19 protein-coding genes are annotated in these 22981 nt (G+C 66.4%); 6 read left to right on the top strand and 13 right to left on the bottom strand.

Annotated features, from left to right (window positions below; genetic code table 11):
* Positions 1-29 precede the first annotated feature (29 nt).
* Together BRADO_RS10870 and BRADO_RS10865 are read right to left on the bottom strand one after the other, a co-directional pair.
* Positions 30-866, bottom strand: coding sequence for an enoyl-CoA hydratase family protein (locus BRADO_RS10870; RefSeq protein ID WP_011925369.1), 837 nt, complete (start codon positions 864-866; stop codon positions 30-32).
* Between the two features lie 42 nt (positions 867-908).
* Complete coding sequence (locus BRADO_RS10865) at positions 909-1670, bottom strand: SDR family NAD(P)-dependent oxidoreductase (RefSeq protein ID WP_011925368.1); 762 nt, start codon at positions 1668-1670, stop codon at positions 909-911.
* Positions 1671-1840: 170 nt separating this feature from the next.
* Here BRADO_RS10865 and BRADO_RS10860 point away from each other — a divergent pair, with 170 nt between their 5' ends.
* The 5 genes from BRADO_RS10860 to BRADO_RS10840 are packed head-to-tail and all read left to right on the top strand — an operon-like array spanning position 1841 to position 7559.
* Positions 1841-2668: an alpha/beta fold hydrolase gene (locus BRADO_RS10860; RefSeq protein WP_011925367.1), complete on the top strand. Its 828-nt coding sequence runs from the start codon at positions 1841-1843 to the stop codon at positions 2666-2668.
* On the top strand, positions 2665-3951 hold the full coding sequence (locus tag BRADO_RS10855) for an acyl-CoA dehydrogenase family protein (RefSeq protein WP_041756358.1): 1287 nt from the start codon (positions 2665-2667) through the stop codon (positions 3949-3951). Before BRADO_RS10860 ends, BRADO_RS10855 begins: the two co-directional genes overlap by 4 nt.
* A 3-nt stretch (positions 3952-3954) precedes the next feature.
* The gene (locus BRADO_RS10850; RefSeq protein WP_011925365.1) at positions 3955-5469 is read left to right on the top strand and encodes a class I adenylate-forming enzyme family protein; all 1515 of its coding nucleotides are present in this window, start codon (positions 3955-3957) and stop codon (positions 5467-5469) included.
* A 12-nt stretch (positions 5470-5481) separates the two neighbouring features.
* Positions 5482-6576 carry an NAD/NADP-dependent octopine/nopaline dehydrogenase family protein gene (locus BRADO_RS10845; protein WP_041756357.1) on the top strand — a complete coding sequence of 365 codons (1095 nt, stop codon included), beginning with the start codon at positions 5482-5484 and terminating at the stop codon, positions 6574-6576.
* Complete coding sequence (locus BRADO_RS10840; RefSeq protein ID WP_041756356.1) at positions 6573-7559, top strand: 3-hydroxybutyryl-CoA dehydrogenase; 987 nt, start codon at positions 6573-6575, stop codon at positions 7557-7559. Before BRADO_RS10845 ends, BRADO_RS10840 begins: the two co-directional genes overlap by 4 nt.
* A gap of 1596 nt (positions 7560-9155) precedes the next feature.
* On the opposite strand, the gene BRADO_RS10830 is transcribed toward BRADO_RS10840, so the two are convergent.
* The 6 genes from BRADO_RS10830 to BRADO_RS10805 all read right to left on the bottom strand — a co-directional run bounded on the left by BRADO_RS10830 (position 9156) and on the right by BRADO_RS10805 (position 15593).
* Positions 9156-10202: a hypothetical protein gene (locus BRADO_RS10830; RefSeq protein WP_011925362.1), complete on the bottom strand. Its 1047-nt coding sequence runs from the start codon at positions 10200-10202 to the stop codon at positions 9156-9158.
* 33 nt (positions 10203-10235) lie between these two features.
* The gene (locus BRADO_RS10825) at positions 10236-10997 is read right to left on the bottom strand and encodes an ABC transporter permease (RefSeq protein WP_011925361.1); all 762 of its coding nucleotides are present in this window, start codon (positions 10995-10997) and stop codon (positions 10236-10238) included.
* Positions 10994-11770 (bottom strand): ABC transporter permease, encoded by a 777-nt coding sequence (locus tag BRADO_RS10820; protein WP_011925360.1) that lies wholly within the window; start codon positions 11768-11770, stop codon positions 10994-10996. The genes BRADO_RS10825 and BRADO_RS10820 overlap by 4 nt, the downstream gene beginning before the upstream one ends.
* Positions 11767-12612 (bottom strand): ABC transporter ATP-binding protein, encoded by an 846-nt coding sequence (locus BRADO_RS10815; RefSeq protein WP_011925359.1) that lies wholly within the window; start codon positions 12610-12612, stop codon positions 11767-11769. Before BRADO_RS10815 ends, BRADO_RS10820 begins: the two co-directional genes overlap by 4 nt.
* Before the next feature lie 271 nt (positions 12613-12883).
* A complete protein-coding gene (gene ilvD, locus BRADO_RS10810) occupies positions 12884-14590 on the bottom strand; it encodes a dihydroxy-acid dehydratase (RefSeq protein ID WP_011925358.1) in 1707 nt (568 codons plus the stop codon).
* Between the two features lie 25 nt (positions 14591-14615).
* Complete coding sequence (locus BRADO_RS10805) at positions 14616-15593, bottom strand: ABC transporter substrate-binding protein (protein ID WP_041756354.1); 978 nt, start codon at positions 15591-15593, stop codon at positions 14616-14618.
* Between the two features lie 469 nt (positions 15594-16062).
* On the opposite strand from BRADO_RS10805, the gene BRADO_RS10800 reads away from it, so the two are divergent.
* Entirely contained in the window at positions 16063-16413 is a 351-nt protein-coding gene (locus tag BRADO_RS10800) for a RidA family protein (protein ID WP_008965519.1), read from the top strand.
* A gap of 20 nt (positions 16414-16433) precedes the next feature.
* Here the strand turns inward: BRADO_RS10800 and BRADO_RS10795 are convergent, their stop codons facing one another.
* From BRADO_RS10795 to BRADO_RS10775, 5 genes are all read right to left on the bottom strand, one after another.
* Positions 16434-16670, bottom strand: coding sequence for a hypothetical protein (locus tag BRADO_RS10795; protein ID WP_011925356.1), 237 nt, complete (start codon positions 16668-16670; stop codon positions 16434-16436).
* Between the two features lie 58 nt (positions 16671-16728).
* Positions 16729-18087, bottom strand: a complete 1359-nt coding sequence (locus BRADO_RS10790) for a sigma-54 dependent transcriptional regulator (protein ID WP_011925355.1) — start codon at positions 18085-18087, stop codon at positions 16729-16731.
* 12 nt (positions 18088-18099) lie between these two features.
* A complete protein-coding gene (locus BRADO_RS10785; protein WP_050780990.1) occupies positions 18100-19902 on the bottom strand; it encodes an ATP-binding protein in 1803 nt (600 codons plus the stop codon).
* Positions 19903-20068: 166 nt separating this feature from the next.
* Positions 20069-21391 carry an NAD(P)/FAD-dependent oxidoreductase gene (locus tag BRADO_RS10780; protein WP_041756353.1) on the bottom strand — a complete coding sequence of 441 codons (1323 nt, stop codon included), beginning with the start codon at positions 21389-21391 and terminating at the stop codon, positions 20069-20071.
* Between the two features lie 195 nt (positions 21392-21586).
* Positions 21587-22906: a dicarboxylate/amino acid:cation symporter gene (locus BRADO_RS10775; protein ID WP_011925352.1), complete on the bottom strand. Its 1320-nt coding sequence runs from the start codon at positions 22904-22906 to the stop codon at positions 21587-21589.
* Between the last annotated feature and the right edge of the window lie 75 nt (positions 22907-22981).

Here is a 22981-nt window from a genome sequence, read left to right as displayed (position 1 = left end):
TGGCAAGCCCCTTCGGTTCCTACAGCTGCTCAATTCCCCTGGAAGACCGGCTTCGACTTTGCCGCAAAAGCTTCGAACGCGCGGTTGAAATCCTCTGTCGTCATGCACAAGGCCTGGGCAACTGCCTCCGCCTCAATCGCTTCCTCGACGGACATCGCCCATTCCATCGCCAGCATGCGCTTAGTCATTGTGTTGGCGAAGGTCGGACCATTCGCGATCTCGGCGGCCAACGTCACCGCCTGAGCCAGAACGTCAGCGGGAGCGACGATCCGACTGAAGAAGCCCCACCGCTCGCCCTCGTCGGCGCTCATGAAGCGGCCGGTGTAGAGCAGCTCGGAGGCGCGGGACTGGCCGATGATCCGCGGCAGGATCGCACAGGCGCCCATGTCGCAGCCAGCCAGGCCGACCTTGTTGAACAGGAACGCGACCTTGGCGCCGGTCGCGGCGAGCCTGATGTCCGAGGCCATCGCAACGATCGCGCCCGCCCCCGCGCAGATCCCCTCGACAGCAGCAACGATCGGCTGCGGACAGGCGCGCATCGCTTTGACGAGGTCGCCAGTCATCCGCGTGAACGCGGTCAGACCCTTGGTGTCCATCTTGACCAGCGGACCGATGATCTCGAACACGTCGCCGCCAGAGGAGAAATTGCCGCCCGCGCCGGTCACGACAATTGCCTTGACGTCGTTGTCGAACGCGCAGGCGCGGAAGAAGTCCGTCAACTCGCGATAGCTCTCGAACGTGAGCGGATTCTTCCGCTCCGGCCGGTTCAGCGTCACCGTCGCGACGCGATCCTTGACCGTCAGCAGGAAATGGCTGGGCTTGTAGTCAGCCAACGGCACGGTGACGGGATTGGCGGGCTTGGACATGTGAGCTCCCTCGGTTCGATTGTTCTGATTGGACGACGCGGCCTAGACTTCGCCGCCCGCCACTGCGATCGCTTGCCCCGTGATGGCGCCAGCCCCCTCACCGCACAGCCACAGCACGGTATCGGCAACCTCCTGAGGCTTGATCAGCCGTCCCTGCGGATTGTGCTTGGCAAGCTCGGCGATCGCCTGCTCGCGGCTGCGACCGGTCTTCTTCATGATGTTGTCGACGCTGTCGGCAACGAGGTCAGTGCCAGTGAAGCCAGGGCACACAGCGTTGACGGTGACGCTCGTGGCGGCCAGCTCCAGGGCAAGCGATCGCGTGAGGCCGACGACCGCATGTTTCGCGGCCGTGTAGGCGCTGACATAGGGATAGCCCTTCAAGCCCGCCGTCGACGCGACAGCAACGATGCGGCCGTAGCGGCCGCCTTTCATCGCGGGCAACACGGCCTGCACCGCATGCACGACGCCCATGAAGTTGACGTCCATCATGCGACGGAACAGTTCGGCGTCCGATTTCAGGAACGGCGCCGACTCCGCGCTTCCGGCGTTGGCGACGAGGATCGTGATCGGCTGTCGCGCGGCCGCAGCGGCGACCGCCTCGCCAAGCGCAGACTGATCGGCGACATCGGCAACGGCGGCGTGGTCGGCACATCCGGCCGCGATGGCCTCACCAAGCGTTGCGCGGTTGCGCCCGACAATCGTAACGGTTGCGCCGCCGCGCTTCAGGGACTGCGCGATCTCGCGCCCGATGCCGCGGCCGCCGCCGGTCACTATCGCATGCGCTGCTGCAGGCAGTCCGGACATGCGCGGGTCTCCTCACCTTTTGCCACACGATCGCAGCTCGAGATTATTTTAAACTTCAAATTTTTGCAACAACACGGCCGAAGCGGCTTGACACTCTTGTCGACGCGGCTAGCGTTCGAAGGCCTGGAGCAAGCAGCGTTGCGGCCTCGGGCGCCATCTCGGAGGTCTGCGTGTCCGCGCTGCAAATCCTGACCACCAAGGACGGCCGCTTCGGCTACGAGGCCGCGGGAGCGCCCGATCGGCAGACCCTGGTGTTCCTGCACGGCATCGGCGGCGCGGCGCGCGCCTGGCGCGGCCAGCTTGCGCATTTCGGCGAGCGCTTTCATACGGTGGCGTGGGACATGCCAGGCTATGGGCGATCCACCAGACTCGATACGGCGAGCATCATCACGCTGGCCGCTGCGCTTCAGGACTTCCTGATCCAGATCGCCGCCCGCAAGCCGATCCTGGTCGGACATTCGATCGGTGGGATGATCGTCCAGGAATGGCTGATGACTCATGCGCAGGCTGCCAGCGCTGTGGTGCTGGCGCAGACCAGCCCGGCGTTCGGCAAGGCCGATGGCGACTGGCAGAAGTCCTTTATCGAGGCGCGCCTCGGGCCACTCGATCGCGGTGCCACGATGGCATCGCTGGCTCCGGACCTCGTGAAAGAGTTGGTCGGCGATGATCCCGACCCGCAGGGACTCGAACTCGCGACCTCCTGCATGGCGGGCGTTCCCGAGGCGAGCTATCGCGCCAGCATGCTGGCGCTGCTTGGCTTCGACCGGCGGCAGGCCCTCAAGGACATCAAGGTGCCGACGCTGGTGCTGTCGGGATCGAAGGATCGCAATGCGCCGGCGCCGATGATGGAGAAGATGGCGGGCTTCATTCCCGGCGCTCGATACGTCGAGCTCGAAGGGGCGGGTCATCTCGTCAATCTCGAACGTCCCGGCGAATTCAACGCTGCGCTCGACTCCTTTCTGAAATCATACGGCACGACGACTGCGGAGGCACGATGACCATCCAGGTGCAGAAGACGGCAACGGCCTCCGGTGAGGCGCTCGATGCGCCGATGTTCGATCCGGCTGCCTATCGGCTGACGTCTGAGCAGGCCGACATCATCAGCCGCGCACGGCAACTCGGGCAGAGCGTGCTGGCCGGCCGCGCGGCCATCTGGGACCGCGAGGCGACGTTCCCGACCGAGAACTACAAGGACCTGCATCGCGCCGGCCTGCTCGGCATCTCCGTACCGAAAGAGCTGGGCGGCCTCGGCGCCGGTTATCAGACCTACGCGCTCACCGCCGCCGAGATCGGCCGCTACTGCGGCGCGACCGCGCTGACCTGGAACATGCATGTCTGCTCGACCTTGTGGTCGGGACCGCTCGCCGACGATCTCGACATGGAGGACGACGTCCGCGCCGAGCACCAGCGGCGGCGTGCGATCCACTATAAGCGCATCGTCGAGGACGGAGCCATCTACTCGCAGCCGTTCTCCGAGGGCGGCGCGGCGGCGGCGGGCGGCGTCGCGTTCGGCACCGAGGCGAAGCCGGTGAAGGGCGGCTGGCTGGTCAGCGGCAAGAAGATCTTTGCCTCGCTCTCCGGACACGCTGACTATTACGGCGTGCTGTGCACGGAGATCAGCGAGGGCGAGAAGGCCTCGCGGCGGAATACGCTGTATCTCGCGATACCCGCGAAGAGCGAGGGCGTCTCGGTGGTCGGCGATTGGGACCCGCTCGGCATGCGCGGCACCGTGTCGCGCACGCTGATCTTCAAGGACGTGTTCGTCGACGAGGATGCGGCGCTGATGCCGCGCGGCGTCTATTTCCAGGCGGCGATGCGCTGGCCGCACATGTTCATGACCTTGTCGCCCACCTATATGGGCCTGGCGCAGGCCGCCTATGACTTCACCCGAAAGTATCTGCGCGGCGAGGTGCCGGGCATGCCGCCGGTCAAGCGGCGGATGTATCCCACCAAGCAGATCGCGGTGGCGCAGATGCAGATCAAGCTGGAGCAGATCAAGGGCATCTGGTTCCAGGCGGTCACCGAGGCGCGGGCCAATCCGACCAAGGAACAGGTGCTGCGCGCCTACGCCGCGCAGTACTCGGTGATGGAAGGCGCCAACGAGCTCGCCGCGCTCGCGATCCGCACCTGCGGCGGGCAGTCGATGCTGAAGACCCTGCCGCTGGAGCGCATCTATCGCGACAGCCGCTGTGGCTCGCTGATGCTGCCCTGGACCGCCGAGCTGTGCCTTGACCGCATCGGCCGCGAGGCGCTGTACGAGCCCGGCGAGACGGACGAGTAAAGCGTGGACCTCTGCAGCCTGATCGAGCGCAACGCGGCGTTCACGCCGGACAAGCCGGCGATCCGTTTCGAAGGCGCGACGCTGACCTATGCCGAGTTCAGCGCGCGGATCGCAGCGATGGCGCGGGCGCTGAAGTCCGAGTTCGGCGTCGGGCGCGGCGACCGCGTCGCCATTCTCAGCCTGAATCGGCCGGACTATCTGGTTCTGCTCTATGCCTGCGCCCGGCTCGGCGCGATCCTGGTGCCGCTCAACTGGCGGCTGGCGGTGGCCGAGCAGGTCTTCATCCTGTCGGATGCCGCCGCCAAGGTGCTGGTGCTGGAGCAGGCCTTTGCGCCGGTGCTGCCGGCGCTGGCGGAGCAGCATCCCGAGACGGTGCCGGTCGGCGTCGACTTTACTCCGGCGAGCGGGTTGCAGATCGACGACCTGCTCGCGCGCGGTCACGGCGATGACCGCAATCCGCATATCGATCTCTCCTGCCCGCTCCTGATCGTCTACACCTCCGGCACGACGGGCCGGCCGAAGGGCGCCGTGCTGCGGCAGGAGGCGCTGCTGTGGAACGGGGTGATGAGCCAGCACATGCATGGCCTCACCTCGGACGATCACGTGCTGACGGTGCTGCCGCTGTTCCACGTCGGCGGCCTCAACATCCAGACCACACCGGCGCTGCATCACGGCGCCACAGTGACGCTGTATGCACGCTTTACGCCGGACACGACGCTCGCAGCGATCGTCCACGAGCGGCCGACGTTGACAGTGCTGGTACCCGCAACCATTCAAGCTGTCACCGAGCATCCCGGCTGGGCGGCCGCGGACCTTTCTTCGCTCAAGGCCGTTTCGACCGGCTCGAGCATCGTGCCGCCGGCGCTGATCGATCGCATCACCGCACGCGGCGTGCCGGTGCTGCAAGTCTATGGCTCGACCGAAACCTGCCCGATTGCGGTCTACACGCGGCTCGGCGGCGACCTCTCCCGCACGGGCTCGACCGGGCTGCCCGGGCTGTGCTGCGAAGCGAAGATCATCGATCGCGAAGGTGATGAGCTCCCGGCCGGCAAGGCCGGCGAGATCGCGGTGCGCGGGCCAAACGTGTTCTTCGAATATTGGGGCAACGCCAAAGCCACGCAGCAGGCCATCCACGACGGCTGGTACCGCACCGGCGACATCGCGCAGCGTGATGCCGATGGGTACTTTTACGTGCTCGAGCGCAAGAACAACATGATCATCTCGGGCGGCGAGAACGTCTATCCGGCCGAGATCGAGCGCGTGCTCTCCGAGCATCCGGACGTCGTCGAGTGTGGCGTGATCGGCCGGCCTGATCCGCGCTGGGACGAGGTGCCGGTGGCCTTCGTCGTCAAGCGCAAGGATTGCGCGCTCGATGCGGAGACGTTGCGCGCGCATCTGCAATCGCAGCTCGCGCGCTACAAGGTGCCGCGCGACATCGTCTTCGTCGACGATCTGCCGCGCACCGCGCTCGGCAAGGTGCAGCACCATCTGCTGCGCCAGAGGCCTGATGACCGATAGGGAGACGTGCTCTTGAAGATAGCAGTGCTCGGCGGCGGCAACGGCTCGTTCGCGGCCGCGGGTGATTTCACCCTTGCAGGCCACGAGGTCCGGTTCTGGCGCCGCGATGCGGAGGCTGTGGCGCAGCACAGGGCGGCGGGCTCGATCATCACCGTCAAGGACGTCAGCGGCCGGCATGAGGCGAAGCTCGCGCTGGTGACGACCAATATCGACGAGGCGGTCCGGGGCGCCGAGTTGATCCTCTGTCCGGCGCCGGCGTTCGCGCAAGCCGATATTGCGAAACAACTCGCGCCGCATCTCACCGATGGACAGGTCGTGTTCCTGCCGCCGGCGACGTTCGGCACGATGATCTTCGCGGCAGCGGCGCGCGACGCCGGCAACAGTGCCCAGGTCAGCTACGCCGAGACCGGCACCCTGCCCTGGCTGACGCGCAAGCACGGGCCGTTCGAGGTGGCGATCACCATTCGCGCCAAGCGGCTGCCGGTCGGCGTGTTTCCGCTGAAGACGGCGGAGCATGCGCTCGACGTGATCAGCAAGGCATTCCCCGGCGTGATCGAGCCATGCGGCGATGCGCTGTCGGGCGCGCTGATGAATGCCGGCTGCATCATTCATCCGCCGCTGATCGTGATGAATGCCGGGCCGATCGAGCATTTCGAGCGCTGGGACATCCACAAGGAAGGCACCCAAGCCGCGATCCGCCGCGTCACCGATGCGCTCGACGCGGAACGGATTGCGGTGCGCGAGGCGCTCGGTTACGGCGCGCCGCATTTCCCGCTGGCGCATCACTACGCCAAGGACGGCGAGATCTGGATGTATGGCCGCGGCTCGCATGACCGTCTCACGGACTCCGGCGACTGGCGCGAGCAGCTGGTGCTGACGGAGCATCGCTACATGCGTGAGGATCTTCGGCTCGGACTGTCATTCCTGATCTCGGCTGCGGAGTTGACCGGCACGCCCACGCCGCTTGCTCGCGCGTTCCTCGCCATTGGCGGCGCGATCTGCGGCGAGGATTTCATGGCGACCGGACGCACGCTGGCCAGCCTGGGCTTTGGCAGTCTCGACCGGACCGCCTTGCAGACTCTGCTGCGCAACGGGTTCGCCGCATGAGCGCGCGCGGTCAAATCGCCTGTCTCGGCGCCGGCCGCATGGGCCGCGGCATCGCCGTCGCCTTCGCCTATGCCGGTCATCCCGTCACGATGATCGACATCAAGCCGCGTACGGCCGAGGAGTTCGGCAGGCTGGAGCGCGAGGCGCTCAGCGAGATCAGTGCGACGTTCGCGACGCTGGCGCGGCTCGGAATGCTGCAAGCCGCCGATGCCGACAGGCTGATGGGAAAGATCGACGTCGCGCCGGCGAGTGCGAGCAACGACGTGCTGGCGCAGACGACGCTGGTGTTCGAGGGCGTGCCGGAGATCGTCGATCTCAAGCGCGAGGTGCTCGGCGCGGCCTCGCGCGCCGTGGCGCCCGACGTGATCATCGCGTCGACGACGTCGACGATCCTGGTCGATGATCTCTCCGGCGCAATCGAGAAGCCCGAGCGCTTCCTCAATGCGCACTGGCTCAATCCGGCCTATCTGATCCCGCTGGTCGAGATCTCGCCGGGCCAGGCGACCGATCCCGACGTCACGGCGCGGCTGAAGGCGCTGCTCGAAGGCATCGGCAAGGTGCCCGTGGTGTGCGCGGCGACGCCGGGCTTCATCGTGCCGCGCATCCAGGCGCTCGCGATGAACGAGGCCGCGCGCATGGTCGGCGAAGGCGTCGCCAGCGCCGAGGAGATCGACAAGGCGATCCGCTACGGGTTCGGCTTCCGCTACGCGGTGCTCGGCCTGTTGGAGTTCATCGACTGGGGCGGCGGCGACATTCTGTACTACGCGAGCCGCTATCTCGAAGGCGCGCTGGGCAGCGATCGCTATCGCGCGCCCGAGGTGATCGAGCGCAACATGGCCGAGGGCCGCATCGGCCTGCGCACCGGAACGGGATTTCTCAATTATTCGGGAATGGACGTGAGCGCCTATCGCGAGCAACGGCTTGGGGCGCTGGTCGAGATGCTCAGGCATTTCAAGCTGGCCAGGCCGCCAGTGGTGGATTGAGGGCGGCACCGTAGGGTGGGCAAAGGCGCGGCACATCATCGCCGTTGCGCGACGATGTCTCTCGCGCCGTGCCCACCATCTCGCTCAACATCCGCAGATGCATGGTGGGCACGGCGCCAGCACCAGCTGAAATCCGAGACGCAGCACGGCAGCGCCTTTGCCTACCCTACGGCAGTGGGCTTCGGCCTTTCCGACGTTGATCGCGACTGCATCAACAAACACCGTCGTCATCCCGGCGAACGCCGGGATCCATAACCCCAGGGAGCGATTTGAGGCAGGCTGGTCATTGGCATTTTCCCGGCACCTCTGCTGCGGCGTATGGGTGCCGGATCGGCGCCATACCGCGCTGGCGCGCGTCATGGCTTGTCCGGGACGACAATTGTGGGTTAGTCGGATACACGGGTCAAACAGCGATCGAGATGAGTACGCACGATATGAATACGTGCGGCATGAGGACGTATTCTCGCGGCGCGTTGCGCCCGAGGTGTGCGATCAGTTCGTCCCTCTCACAATGCAGAGGGCGCAGGGAAGGCCAGGCGTGGGCTGACGCCTGCGGCCCGCCTGCGAAAAAGAATGCAGGCGGCAGGTACCACAGGTGCAGCCGGACAACGCCCGGCCTTCCCTGCGCGATGGGTTGACGGCTGCTTCGCGATCTCCCCGGTGCGCCGGCTTGTTGGCCACCGTCGTTCCCGTGATGCGTCAGCACCAGCACGAAACTTGACCTCAGCTTCGGGAGGCCAGGACCACGCGACTTGACCGTCCGCGAAAGATCGTTCGTCCGCGTCCTCGCAAGAAGACGCTGCGATCTCTCGCGGCCACCGCTCCCCGCCTCGCGTGTCGTGACGATCGCGCGCTACGCCCCTCTGCTTGAGGCGGGATGACGAGAGAGAACCATATATTCCGAAAAATGGCAAGTGATTTATTTTTTTCGGAATACATTCGATACTCGGATCGCCATCGACTGCACTTCGTCATATTGAGGCGACCTGCCGCCGCGATCGCGGTGCGCTCCCCTCCCCCAAGCGAAGCGGAGCTTCGCAAGGCGGGGAGGGGTCGGGGGTGGGGGTCTCCAGGCGCTGAACGGCGCGGGGTTCGCCAGCGCTTCAATGGACCATGCGGGTATCATCGCTGCTCGGAAACACGAGCCGTCATTGCGAGCGCAGCGAAGCAATCCAGGGTGGTGAGCGTGGCTCTGGATTGCTTCGCTGCGCTCGCAATGACGCGGTGGGGTCATCAACTTAAACTCACAGTGATCCCGCAGATGGTTTCTCAGTTCTCCTCGCTGAGAGCGGAGTGCGGGGCCCCCTCCCCGCAAGGGCAGGGCTATCGCATTTGGAGATCGCGGTTATATGCTCGTCTCTCTCCACGTCGTCATGGCCGGGCTTGTCCCGGCCATCCACGTCGTCCGGTGCCCTGAGAACGACGTGGATGCCCGGGACAAGCCCGGGCATGACGGAGTAACAAGTGAGCAGGATCGTTCGCCGGCACAGCTCCGCATCGCAATATGCGATACCCCTCCCCGCAACGGGCAGGGGAGCGCACCGCCATCGGGGCGATTGTTCGCATACGACTAAGAGCGCTATCCGAACGAGAGAACTACCCGAACACGTCCTGCAGCACGCCTTGCTTGATCACCGCAACGCCGTCCAGCTCGATCGTCGTCCCCATCATCGGCAGATCGAAATGCCCCGCTGTGTAGCGGCCGGCGAATTCGTTGGCGCCGGTGGAGAACAGGAAGTTGCCGGGGACGGCGCGCAGCTCGGTGCCGTTGGTGTCGCGCTGGTCGTACATCGTCAGCGCCTCGTAGCGGGCGCCGGGGTTCATGCCCCAGCCGACATGCGAGACGGCGTAGGCCTCGCGGTCACCCCAGGACGCCAGATAGGCGCGCATCATCGCGGCGTCGGCGCCCTCGCCTTCCAAATTCGTGATGTAGTCGTCGCGCATGGTCAGCGTGACGGGCGAGGACAGATAGCGCTTGAAGGTGAGGTTGATGTCGCCCGGCGCCATCACGATGGTGCCGTTGACGGAGCCGCTCTTGGGGAAGCTGACGACGATGCCGCCCGGCCAGTGCGCCAAGGTGCCGGGACGATCGGTCCAGCCCCAGACGCCGACCGTCGAGGCGCCCTCCATGATGACGTCGAGATCGGTGCCGGCCTTCGACGTCACGCGCATCCGCTTCGTGCCGCGCAGCATCTTTGCGGCGGCGCGGACGCGCTTCTCCAGCGCCGAGTCAGGCCGCATGCGCTCCAGCGCTTCGGGGTGCTCGTTGGAGATCACGAGAATGCGTGCGCCGGCTTTGAGGATCTCCGGCGTCTCCACGGCGTGCATCAGGCCTTCGATGGTGCAGTCGACGACGAAGCCGGCCTGCTGCAAGGCGGTCACGACGGGGCCGAGCTTGCCGATCGCCTCGGACGCGCCGGTCGAGCGCACCGGGACCGGATGCGGGTTGCGCGGCGTCGGCACCACGACGTGGAAGGGCCGCGCGCCCATGCGCAGCAGCGCCAGCTCGGCGATGTGCACGTTGAGCGGACGTGACTGCGTCTCCGACAGGATCGCGGCGGTGTCGCCGGCCTTCACCGCGCAGCGCTCGAAGATCTCGCAGAATGCGTCGATCCATTTCGCCTCGATGCGATCCGCTAGCATGGTCGTTCTCCCGATTGTCGTTCGTTGTGTTTATCAGACTGAGGGGAAGCCGCGCAGCAGATAGGCGCGCAGGCCCTGCAGCAGGGCATTGAGGATGAGACCCAAGAGCGAGATCGTGATCAGCGGCACGAACATGTCGACCGCCTGGAAGGTGCGCGCGGCGGTGACAAGCACATGGCCGAGCCCGTCGGTCGAGGTGATCATCTCCGCCAGGAACACGACGATGCAGGAAATCACGAGGCCGATGCGGCAGCCGGTCAGGATCGAGGGCATGGCGGCCGGCAGCACCACCTTCCACAGCACGTCGCGCGGCGGCGTGCCGGCGGCGAGCGCCGACCAGATCAGCTTCTGCTCGACATTGGTGGCGCCGTAATAGGTGGACAGCAGGATCGGGAACAGCGCATCCGCCGCCACAAGCATGACCTTGGATTCGTGGCCGAAGCCGAGCAGCAGCAGAAAGGCTGGATAGAGCGCGACCTTCGGCAGCGGCGCCAGCACGCGCACGATCGGCTTGACGGCGGCGTTGATCGGCGGACTCACCGCTGCGGCGATGCCGAGCGAGACGCCGAGCACGACGGCGATGGCGAAGCCGGCGAACAGCCGGAACAGCGTCGCGGCGATATCCTGCTGGAAGGTGATGCTGGAGAGTTGCTGCGCCATGCGCAGGAAGACCTGCCCGGGCGGCGGCAGCAGGGTCGCCGGCGCGTAGCCGAACGACACGAGACCCTGCCACAGCAGCAGGACGAGCACGATCGGCGCGGCACCCAGCAGGATATCGTTGGAGGTGCGCGTCATGAGAAGCTCAGGGGCATGTCGAATTGCGGCTCCGACCAGCGCACCAGCCAGCGCCTGACGATCTCGAACGCCGCGTCGAGACAGATGCCCATGGCTCCGACGATGATGATCATCGCGAACACCGTGTCGTACTGGCCCATGTCGAGCGCGTTGAACAGGATGTTGCCGGCGCCGGACTGCCGCGCGATCATCTCGCTGGTCACCATCGTGATCAGCGCCAGCACGAGCCCGGTGCGGCAGCCGGTCAGGATCTCCGGCAGCGCGGCGGGCAGCACGATGCGCAGCAGGCGCTCGGACGGCGACAGGCCCATGGCCGCGCCCGACCAAAGCATCTTCTCCTCGACGGCCTTGGCGCCTTCGAAACTGTGATAAATCACCGGCAAGCTGACGCCGAGGAAGATCACCAGCGTCTTCGAGACGTCGCCGACGCCGAGCCACAGCATGATGATCGGCATCAGGGCGGCCTTCGGCACCGGGTAGATCAGCATCAGGAGCGGATTGAAGAAGGCGGCGGTGGCGCGGCTGCGGCCCATCAGCAATCCCAGCGGGATCGAGAAGGCCAGCGCCAGCGCGAAACCGATCGCCATCCGCCGCAGCGACGCCAGGATGTTGATCAGCGATTCCTTGTCGGTGAGGATCGGCGGGATCGCGCGCAGCGACTCCAGCGCCGTCGGGAAGCTGTCGTTCTTAAGCCCGAGCGAGGCGAGTTGCCACGCCAGCAGCAGGCCGCAGCAGGCCAGCACCGGCGCCAGCGGCTTCATGAGCCCGTTCATGACGGCAGCTCGTTATCGCCGGAGGCGTCGAACATGCGCTCGATCTCGACGATATATCTCTGGTAGTTGGGATCGAGCAGCAGCTCCTCGCGTCGGCGCGGGCGCGGCAGGTCGATGTCGATGACCTCGCGGATGCGACCGGGCGAGCGCGACATCATCACCACCTTGTCCGAGAGGAACACGGCCTCCTCGACCGAATGGGTCACGAACAGCACGGTCTTGCGGTCGCGCTCCCAGATGTCGAGCAGGTCGTTCTGCAGCCGCGTCCGCGTGTGCGCATCAAGCGCGCCGAACGGCTCATCCATCAGCAGCACTTCGGGTCCGTAGGCCAGCGTGCGCGCCAGCGCGACGCGCTGCTTCATGCCGCCGGACAGCTCCTTGGGATAGAACTTCTCGAAGCCGGTCAGGCCGACCATTGCGAGCAAGGTCCGCGCCAGCGCCTCGGCCTTCGACGGCTTCATGCCCTGCTGCAGCGGGCCGTACATGACGTTGCCGAGCACGCTTTTCCAGGGAAACAGGGCGAACTCCTGGAACACCGGGCCGCGATCGGTGCCGGGGCCGGTGATCGGCTTGCCTTTCATCTTCGCGGCACCGCTGGTCGGCTTGACGAAGCCGCCGACGATGTAGAGCAAGGTCGACTTGCCGCAGCCGGAGGGACCGAGGATCGAGACGAAGGCGCCCTCGCCTACCGTCAGCGAGATGTCCGACAGCGCCGTGTGGTCGCGGCGCGACGAGGTCTTGAACACCTGCGAGACGTGCTCGATCTCGATGATCGGCGTGGCCGCGCGGCGGCCGAGGGAGACGCCCGCGAGCTGCCCGGGGCGGATCGGGGTCACGCCCATGTCGGCTTCTCTTTCCAGTGCAACACGCTTAGAGGCTCCAAATTATCATGACGGCAAACGCAGGGACTCATCTCCGTCCACATCCACCGTCATTCCGTGGCAAGACCGAAGGCCTTGAACCCGGAATCTCGAACTGGCCGGACGTTCATGCTCAACAAGCTCGAGGTTCCGGGCTCAATCATCGAGGCTTCGCCTCGACGATTGCCCTGGAATGACGGGGCGTGTGGTCGCAAGATTAGCAAAAACCCTGCCAATCGTCGCGCGTCGCGGTTCATTCCTGCTCCTGATCGAACCAGGGCCATTCCGCCGGTCCCTCATGCGTGACCGCGCCGAGCGGCGCCTGCCCCACCAGTTTCGCGTATTTCGCCAGCGCTCCCGCGCGATGCCGCGGCGGCCGCTGCGTCCACGCGCTGCGACGCGCGGCGAGCTCGCCCTCGTCGAGCAGCACGTCGAGCGTGCGCGCTTTCGCATCGATGCGAATGGGATCGCCATCACGCACCAGCGCCAGCGGGCCGCCGACGAAGGCTTCCGGCGAGACGTAGCCGATGCATAAACCGCGGGTGGCACCGGAGAAGCGGCCGTCGGTGATCAGCGCGACCTTCTCGCCCATGCCCTGGCCATAGATCAGCGCGGTGACGCCGAGCATCTCGCGCATGCCGGGGCCGCCGACCGGCCCCTCGTTACGGATGATCAGCACCTCGCCCGCCTGGTAGTTGCGGGCGCGGACGGCGGCGACGCAGGCTTCTTCATCTTCAAACACGCGCGCGCGGCCCTCGAACACCAGGCTCTTGAGACCGGCGACCTTGATGACCGCACCATCCGGCGCGAGATTGCCCTTGAGCACGGCGACGCCGCCGTCGGCCATCATCGGCCTGGCCGGCGTGAACACGACCTCGCCATCCGGCGCATTGGCCGCGCCGCAGGCCTCGGCGAGCGTACGGCCGGTCACCGTGATGCAGGAGCCGTCGATGTGGCCGCTGTCGATCAGCGCGCGGATCACGACGGCCGCGCCGCCGATGTCATACACGTCCTTCGCCGTATACTTGCCGCCGGGCCTGAGATTGCCGATCAGCGGCGTGCGCGAAAACACCTCGCCGACATCGTCGAGCGTGAAGCGGATGCCGGCCTCGTTCGCGATCGCAGGCAGATGCAGGGCCGCGTTGGTCGAGCCGCCGGTGGCGGCGACGATCGCCGCGCCGTTCTCCAGGGATTTGCGGGTGACGATGTCGCGCGGCCGCGGGCCATCGTTGGCGAGCATCTGCATGATCAGGCGCCCGGCTGCGCGCGCGACATGGGCGCGCTCGGCATAGACGCCGGGGATCATCGAGACGTTGGGCATCGACAGGCCCATCGCCTCAGACAGCATGCCCATGGTGTTCGCGGTGAACTGGCCGGCGCAGGCGCCGATCGTCGGCAGGCACGAGCGCTCGATGCCTTCGAGCGTGGCGGCATCGATCTCGCCGGTCATGTAGCTGCCGACCGCTTCGTAGGAGTCGAGCACCGTGAGCGTCTTGCCCTGGTACTTGCCGGGCAGCGCGCTGCCGCCATAGATGAAGATCGACGGCACGTTGCAGCGGACCATACCCATCATCACGCCGGGCAAGGTCTTGTCGCAGCCGCCGAAGCCGATCAGCGCGTCATAGGCTAGGCCGTGCACCACGGCCTCGATCGAATCGGCGATCAGCTCGCGGGAGAACAGAGAGAACTTCATTCCCTCATGGTTCATGCTGATGCCGTCGGAGACGGAGACGGTGGCGAATTCGCGCGGCGTGCCGCCGGACTCGGAGATGCCGGTCTTGGCGGCATCGACCTGGAAGTCGTGCGTCATGTTGCAGGGCGTCTGCTCGCCCCTCTGACTGACGATTCCGATCATCGGCTTGGCGATGTCGGCGTCATCGAGGCCCATCGCGCGCATGAAGGCGCGGTGCGGGGCGCGGTCGAGCCCCTCCACCGTCACGCGCGAACGCAGCTTCCTCATCGATGCGAGCTCCGCGTCGCGACGCCTACTGGATCGGCGCGACGATGGTGGGGTGCTTGAACTGGGCGACGTCGAGCTTCGGCAGCATGCCGGTCTCGGCGTAGATGTCGAGCATCTTCTGGATCGCGGGGAAATTCGGCGCGGCGACGGGATCGCGGCCGAAATCATTGTCCTTGAGCAGATAGGTCTCGATGACAGGCACCGGCACCTTCATCACTTCGGACACGACCTTCAAGGTCTCCTCGCGGTTGGCGAGCGCCTTCTTCATGCCGGTGGTGATGTCGCGGACATAGGCCTTCACGAGATCCGGATTCTTGTCGACGAAATCGGCGCGACACGCCTCGAGGATGTGGACGATGTTCGGCATCGCCTCGGAGAGCTGGAACAGCTTGCGGGTGCCGCCCTTCGCCTCGGCGCGCGCGGCGAACGGCTGGTTCATGTTGACGGCGTCGACGCGGCCCTGGCGCAGCGCATCCTCGGCGGTCGCGAAGCCGACCTCGACCAGCTTGATGTCCTTGGCGGGATCCAGCCCGGCCTGCTTGAGCAGCAGGTTGAACGGCCCCTGCGTGCCGCCGCCGATGACGGAGATGCCAACGGTCTTGCCCTTGAGATCGGCGATCGTCTTGATCGGCGAATCGTCCTTCACCGCCCAGTACACCGAGAACCCACCCGGCTTCTCATAGACGTGCTGGGCGACGATGTAGGCCTTGAGGCCGCCGCCAACGACGCCGTTCGACAGCGACAGCGGCGCCTGGGTCGCGCAGTCGAGCGCGCCGGCGGCGAGCGCCTGGGTCATCGGTGCCGTGCCCTGGAACTGCGTCCACTCGATATTGTAGGTCTTGCCGAGATCCGGAAACTCGGTCGGCCGCTTCATCATCCAGTACTTGGATTCTTCCGCCGGAATGGTCCAGCCGACGCGGATTGTCTGCTGCGCAAAGCTCGCTCCTGCACTCGTCGCCAATGCGACCGCCGACAGCGCCGCCAGCATCAACCGTTTCCGCATCACGCCCCTCCGAAATGGTTTAAAAGGAACCTCGCCCGGAATGTTTCATGTCTCAAATATCGGTGCAAGCGCGGAAAACGCTCCGTGCTTGCCTGCCACATGGGCAAGCCCCTGTGCAGCGCGGCGAGACAGCTTCAAACCGCAAATGTCGCTGTCCGTGTGCGATGGATACGCCGGCAACGCAAGGTCGTGCGTCGAGGCCTCATGGTTCGAGACGCGCCGCGAGCGGCGCTCCTCACCATGAGGGAATGGATTGCCCGTCAGGAATTCCGGCCTCGTCTTGAGGAGCCCGCCAACGGCGGGCGTCTCGAAAGACGATGAAGGGCACATTCCTGACCAGAGCATTGGCCAGGTCGCTTAAGAGAGGCTCATTCGCCGTCCCCGCCGCCCCTGCTTCAGCCGACTGGCGCTGCCGCGTCGCACGCGCTAGGGAAAGGCCCCGAATTGACCCTCTGAGGAGTTTCTCTCGATGTCCATCCAGCGTTTCGAAGTCGGCCCGCGCATGAGCCAGGTCGTCGTTCACGGCAATACCGTCTATCTCGCAGGCGTCGTCGCGCAGAAGACCGCCGGCGAAAGCGTGACCAAGCAGACCGAGGAGATCCTCTCCATCATCGATGGTCACCTGGCGAAGGCCGGCACCGACAAGACCAAGCTGTTGTCCGCGACGATCTACCTCACCGACATCAAGACTTTCGGCGAGATGAACGCGGTGTGGGACGGCTGGGTGTCGGCCGGCAACACGCCTGCCCGCGCCACCGTCGAGGCCGGCCTCGCGGCGCCGCAATACACGGTCGAGATCATGGTGATCGCGGCGAAGTGAGCCGCATGGCCGTCGCGACGCTATTTGGTGTCGCGGCGGCCGGTGTTGCGATTGAGCGGATCACGCCGCTCGCGCGTGAGGCCTTCGGGCAGCACCGGCTCGGTGCCGGGCAAAGGCTCGGCGCGCACATCGGCGCCCCACTGCTCGCGCTGTCGGGGCGTCGTTGCGTCCTTGACCTGCTGCGGCTGCGGCAAGCCGTCCTTGCTGACGGGATCGTAGGCGCCGGAGCGCAGGTCGCGGGTGTCTCTGCCTGTCATGGGCCGTCAACGGCGCTGCCGCAGCGTTCGTTCCTCGCCGTCACGCCGGGGAGCCGCGTCAGTGGCGCTCGCGGATGCCATCGACGTCGATCGCGAGCCGCTTGATCTTGTCGTACAAGGTCTGCTTCGGCACGCCGAGCATGGCCGCCGTCGCCGGCACGTCGCCGAGCTTGCGGCGCAGCGCGTCCTCGATGATCGAGCGTTCGACGTTCTCCAATTGCCGCGGCAGCGACAGCTCAGAGGATGGGGAAGCGGACCGGCTCAGCACCCTCCGGTCGAGCACGCCGAGCACGAAGCGGTCGGCGACGTTGCGCAGCTCGCGGACGTTGCCGGGCCAGGCATAGCCGAGCAGCAACGACATCGTCGCATCGTCGACGATTGGCGCGTCGCGCTCGAAGCGCTTGGCGGCGTCGAGCGTGAAATGCTCGAACAGGATCGGAATGTCCTCGCGCCGCTCGCGCAGGGGCGGCAGCTCGATGAAGGCGACGCCGAGGCGGTAGTAGAGATCGGCGCGGAACTGCCTGCTCTCGCTGAGCTCATAGAGATTGGCCTTGCTGGCGGCGACGACGCGGCACTCCACCGCGACCGGCTTGTTGGAGCCGACGCGCTCGATCGCGCGGTCCTGCAGCGCGCGCAGCAGCTTGACCTGGACGCTGAGCGGCATGCTCTCGATCTCGTCGAGGAACAGCGTGCCGCCATGGGCGTATTCGATCTTGCCGATGCGCTGCTTGGTGGCGCCGGTGAAGGCGCCGGCCTCATGGCCGAACAATTCGCTCTCGACCAAGGATTCCGGCAGGCCGCCGCAATTCACCGCGACGTAGTTGCCGCCGCGCCGGGCACTATGCGCATGCAGGCAGCGCGCGACGACGTCCTTGCCGGTGCCGGTCTCGCCATAGATCGTGACGTCGACATTGGTCGAGGCGAGATTGGCGACGATGCGACGCACCTCCTGGATCTGCGGCGAGCGCCCGAGCAGGCTGGCCTCGATGCCTTGGCGGTCGGCGAGCGCCGAGCGGAGGGTGCGCACCTCCAGCGTCAGCCTGCGCTTGTCGAGCGCGCGGCGCACGACGGACACCAGCTGCTCGGACGAGCACGGCTTCTCGATGAAGTCATAGGCGCCGTGGCGCATCGCCTCCACGGCCATCGAGATGTCGCCATGGCCGGTGACCAGGATCACCGGCAGGTCCGGGTCGAGCCGGTGCAACTCGGAGAGCCATGCCGTGCCGCTCTTGCCGCGCAGCTGCACGTCGGACACAACCACGAACGGCATGTCGGCACGCACGACCGCGCTCGCCGCTTCGACTGAGGCGAACGGCGTCACCGCGAAGCCGGCGAGCTGCAGCGCCTGCACGGCGCCGATGCGCACGTCCTCGTCGTCCTCGACATAGATCACGCCGATCGGCTGTTCAGAACTCATGAGCGGACCTTCTCACGCGGCAAGCGGCAGCAGCACGACGAACTCGGCCCCGATGGGCTCGAGATTGCGGGCCCGCAGCTCGCCGCCGAACGAGCGCGCGATATGATTGGCGATGACCAGGCCGAGGCCAAGGCCCTTGCCGGCCGGCTTGGTCGTCACGAACGGCTCGAACATGCGCTGCAGCACATCGGCGGCAATGGCCGGACCGCTGTTGACGATGGCGATCCGGCACTCCCCCTCGTCGCGCTCGGCGCGGATCGAGACGGACCGGCGCGCGGCTCCCTCGACGGCATCGAGCGCGTTGGCGACGATGTTGCAGAGCAATTGCTCGAGCCGGATCTGATCGGCGCGGACATACAGATCCGGCGCCAGATCGATGCTCATCTCGACGCCCCCATCCTTGACCCGCGCGCCGAGAATCGTGAGCGTCTCCGACACCGCCTGCTCGATCGAGACCACGTCGAGCGGCGCGTTCGATTTGTAGGCGAACACGCGCAGCTGCCCGGTGAGGCGCGCCAGGCGGCGCACCAGCTCACCGATACGGAGGAGATTGCCGCGGGCCTCGCTGACCATGCCGCGGTCGACAAACTGCACGGCATTGTCGGACGCGGTCTGCAGCGCCGCCAGGGGCTGATTGATCTCGTGCACCAGGCCGGCCGACATCTGGCCGAGCACGGCGAGCTTGCCGGCATGCACGAGCTCATCCTGCGCGGCGCGCAATTCCGCGGTGCGCTCCTGCACCCGCATCTCCAGCCTGTCATTGGCGGCCTGCAGCGCGGCCTGGCTCGCCAGCCGTTGCCGGATTTCGTTGCGCCGCTGCGCCAGCAGCCCGAACAGCAGCAGCGCCACGATGCAGGCGAGGCCCGAGAGCGTGCCGATGATGGAGGCCGTGCGCCGGATCGGCGCCTCGTCGTCGAGCAGCATCAGCTGCCATTGCCGCTCGTGAAGCGGCCGCTCGTCGATGCTGTAGACCGCACCGCGCTCGGTCGTCACCCGCCCGCCGCGCTCCGCGCGTTCGATGAAGGTCCAGCCGAGCGGAGAGAGGCTGGAGCTGCCATACGGCTTCGACGTCGCGATCTCCTCCAGCGCATCGACCGCGAGCGGCGTCAGCGGGCGAAAGCGCCATTCGTCGCGCGAGGAGAGAATGGTGACGCCGCGGGCGTCGGCCAGCAGCACGTCGGCGCCGCGGCTGCGCCATTCGCGCTCGAACGCATCGAGATTGACCTTGACCACCGCGACGCCGATCGTGCGTCCCTCGCGCTTGACCGCGTAGGAGAGATAATAGCCGGCGCGGGCGCTGGTGATGCCGATGCCGAAGAAGGCGCCGCGGCCGGTCGCAAGCGCCTGGCGCATATAGGGCCGGTACGACAGATTGCTGCCCACGGGCGTGCCCGGCTGGTCGAAATCGGCGGCGGCAATCGCGTTGCCGTCGACGGTCAGCACATAGAGGTTGTCGGCACCGGCCAGCAGATTGATCGACTTCAAATACAGGCTGACGCTCTGCTGCAGCGCGCGATCATCGGGCGTTCCGAGCAGCCTGAAGACGTCCGGCGACGTCTCGAGCAGCGACGGCAGATATTCGAAGCGCGAGAGATAGCCGTCGAGCTGCGCGGCTTCGACCGCCAGCCGCTGCTGGGCCGAGGCATGGCGCTGGTCGAGCCCCCGGGCGAAGGCGATGGCATAGCCGAGCCAGGCCGCCGCGCCGACCAGCACGATGGCCAGCAGGCCGCGCGCGAGCCACCCCGCGCGCGCCTGAACCACCGCGGCAACGTCGGGATGTCCCTCGAGGCCGGTCCGGAAGGGGAGGTCCGTCATCGCCTGTGCCAGGTCAATCCGGGGCGTAGCGGGCCGCGCCCATCGCGCCCGCAGGTCCACCCTAAGCCTAAGGTCTTACAAAAGAATTTGCGACCGCAAAATCCCCGCCGGTACCGCTATGCAGAGTTCAACCTCCAGCTGCGCGGAGCGGTACCATGGGCATTGATCAATGCAGCTTCACATGCGGCTCGGTGCGGCGGGTGATCAGGCGCGCCAGCGTGTCCAGCGTGACCTTGGCGAGGCCATGCAGCGCGTATTCGTGCATCTTGTACAGCGCCAGATACATCATGCGCGCGAACAGCCCCTCGAACACCAGGTTGCCGCCGACCAGCGCGCCCATCATCGAGCCGACGGTCGAGAACTCGCCGAGCGAGACCAGCGAGCCGAAATCGTGGTAGCGGTAGTCGCTGAGCGCCTCGCCCCGGATGAAGCGCGGGATCTGCTTGTAGAGATGCGACGCCTGCTGGTGCGCCGCCTGCGCCCGCGGCGGCACGTTGCCGCGCTCGCCCCACGCGCAGGCCGAGCAGTCGCCTATCGCGAAGATGCGCTCGTCGCGCGTGGTCTGCAGCGTCTGCTTCACCACGAGCTGATTGATGCGGTTGGTCTCCAGCCCCGCGATGTCCTTGAGGAAGTCCGGCGCCTTGACGCCGGCGGCCCAGACGATCAGTTCGGCCGGGATGACGCGGCCATCGGCGAGGCTGACGTGATCGGCTGCGACCTGAGCGACCTTGGCGCCGACCAGCACCTCGACGCCGAGCCTTTCCAGGAGCTTGCCGGTCTCGCTCGACACCCGCTCGGGCAGTGCCGGCAGCACCCGGGGCGCGGCCTCGATCAGCGTGATCTTGATGTCCTTCTCGGCGTCGACCTGGTCGAGCCCATAGGCCACGACCTCGCGCGTCGTGCGATGCAGCTCCGCCGCCAGCTCGACCCCGGTGGCGCCGGCGCCGATGATCGCGACCTTCAGCTGATGCAGCGCGATCGGCGTCGATTGCGAGTGAGCGCGGATGCAGGCATTGATCATACGCTCGTGGAAGCGCCGGGCGTCGCGCTGCGACTCCAGCTTGATCGCGTGGTCGACGACTCCCGGCGTGCCGAAATCATTGTTCTGGCTGCCGATGGAGATGACCAGCACATCATAGGGAATGGTGCGCTGCGGCGTCACCTCGCGCCCCTCGGCGTCGAGATAGGGCGCGACCAGCACCTCGCGCTTGTCGCGATCCAGCCCGATCATGTCGCCGATACGATAGTGGAAGCCGTGCCAATAGGCCTGCGCCAGATAGTCGACCTCGTGCGCCGAGATGTCCATGCTGCCGGCGGCGATCTCATGCAGCTTCGGCTTCCACACATGCGTGCGGTTGCGCTCGACCAGGGTGACGTCGAGCTTGCCCTTGCGGCCATATTTGTCGCCGAGCCGCGTCGCCAGCTCCAATCCGCCGGCGCCCCCGCCGACGATCACGACGCGAGGGACTCCTGACTGCGCAACGGCCATCACCAACCTCCCCAAGGGCGACCGCGGCGCCGGCGCTATCACGCCGTCAGCGCCACGTCCGCGATACCTTAGCAGATCATTTGATGTTGACCGCATCACGATTGGGCCTCGCCGGCGCGTCCGCCGGTTCAGCTCGGGATCGCCGCGAGCTGGCGACGCGCCGCCTGGCGTCGCCGCGCGCGAGCGGCGTCGGCTTCAGCCGGTCGTGACGGCGACCTCGACATCCGACGGATCGATGTCGCGGTCGAGCGCCGCGCGCAGCTTGTCGCGGTCGAGCTCGCCCTCCCACCAGGCGACGATCACGCAGGCGACGCCGTTGCCGCAGAGATTGGTCAGCGCGCGGCACTCGCTCATGAACTTGTCGATGCCGAGCACGATGGCCATGCCCGGAACGAGCTCCGGCCGCACAGCGGCGAGCGTGCCGGCCAGGGTAATGAAGCCCGCGCCGGTGATGCCGGAGGCGCCCTTCGAGGTCAGCATGGCCACGAGCAGGATCGTGATCTGCTCGCCGAAGGAGAGGTGCACGTTCATCGCCTGGGCGATGAACAAGGTCGCCAGCGTCATGTAGATGTTGGTGCCGTCGAGATTGAACGAGTAGCCGGTCGGTACGACCAGGCCGACGACCGGCTTGGAGCAGCCGAGCCGCTCGAGCTTCTCCATCATCTGCGGCAGCGCGCTCTCCGACGACGAGGTGCCGAGCACGATCAACAGTTCGTCCTTGATGTATGTCAGGAACTTGAAGATCGAGAAGCCGGCGATGCGGGCGATGATGCCGAGCACGATGATGACGAAGGCCAGCGCGGTGAGATAGAAGGTCGCGATCAGGCCGGCGAGGTTGCCGAGCGCCTGCGGGCCATAGCGGCCGATGGTGAAAGCCATCGCGCCGAACGCGCCGATCGGGGCGGCCTTCACGACGATGGCGATGACGCCGAAGATCGCATGCGCCGCGTCGTCGACGAAGGCGCGCATGGTGTGGCCGCGCTCGCCGAGGCTCATCAGCGCGATGCCGAAAAGGATCGAGAACAGCAGCACCTGCAGTATCTCGCCTTGCGCAAACGCGCCGACCACAGTGTCCGGAATGATGTGGAGCACGAAGTCGACCGACTTCATCTCGCTCGCCTGCTTGGCGTAGTTGGCAACCGCGGCGGCGTTGGTCTGGCCCTGGAAGCCGGCACCGGGCTGAATGACATTCGCGACGATCAGCCCGAGCGCAAGCGCGAAGGTCGAGACGATCTCGAAATAGATCAGCGCCTTGATGGCGACTCGGCCGACCTTCTTCACCTCGGAGACATGGGCGATGCCCGAGACGACGGTACAGAAAATGACCGGCGCGATCACCATCTTGATCAGCTTGACGAAGCCGTCGCCGAGCGCCTTGATCCAGTCGTTCTTGCCGATCTCGGGCCATAGCCAGCCGACGATCACGCCGAGCACGATCGCGACCAGAACCTGGATATAGAGGACGCGGTAGAACGGCTTCTTCGGGGCCGCGGCTGCTGGTGTGGTTGCAGACATTGAATTCGATCTCCCTGGTCTCAAGCGTCTCAATCTCGTCTCGCCGGTGACGTCCGCTTCTCCCTGCAAGCCGGG

It is taken from the genome of Bradyrhizobium sp. ORS 278 (genome assembly GCF_000026145.1).
Lineage (GTDB): Bacteria > Pseudomonadota > Alphaproteobacteria > Rhizobiales > Xanthobacteraceae > Bradyrhizobium.
The sequence above is the reverse complement of the archived record's forward strand: the minus strand, read 5'-3'. Positions and strand labels throughout refer to the sequence as shown.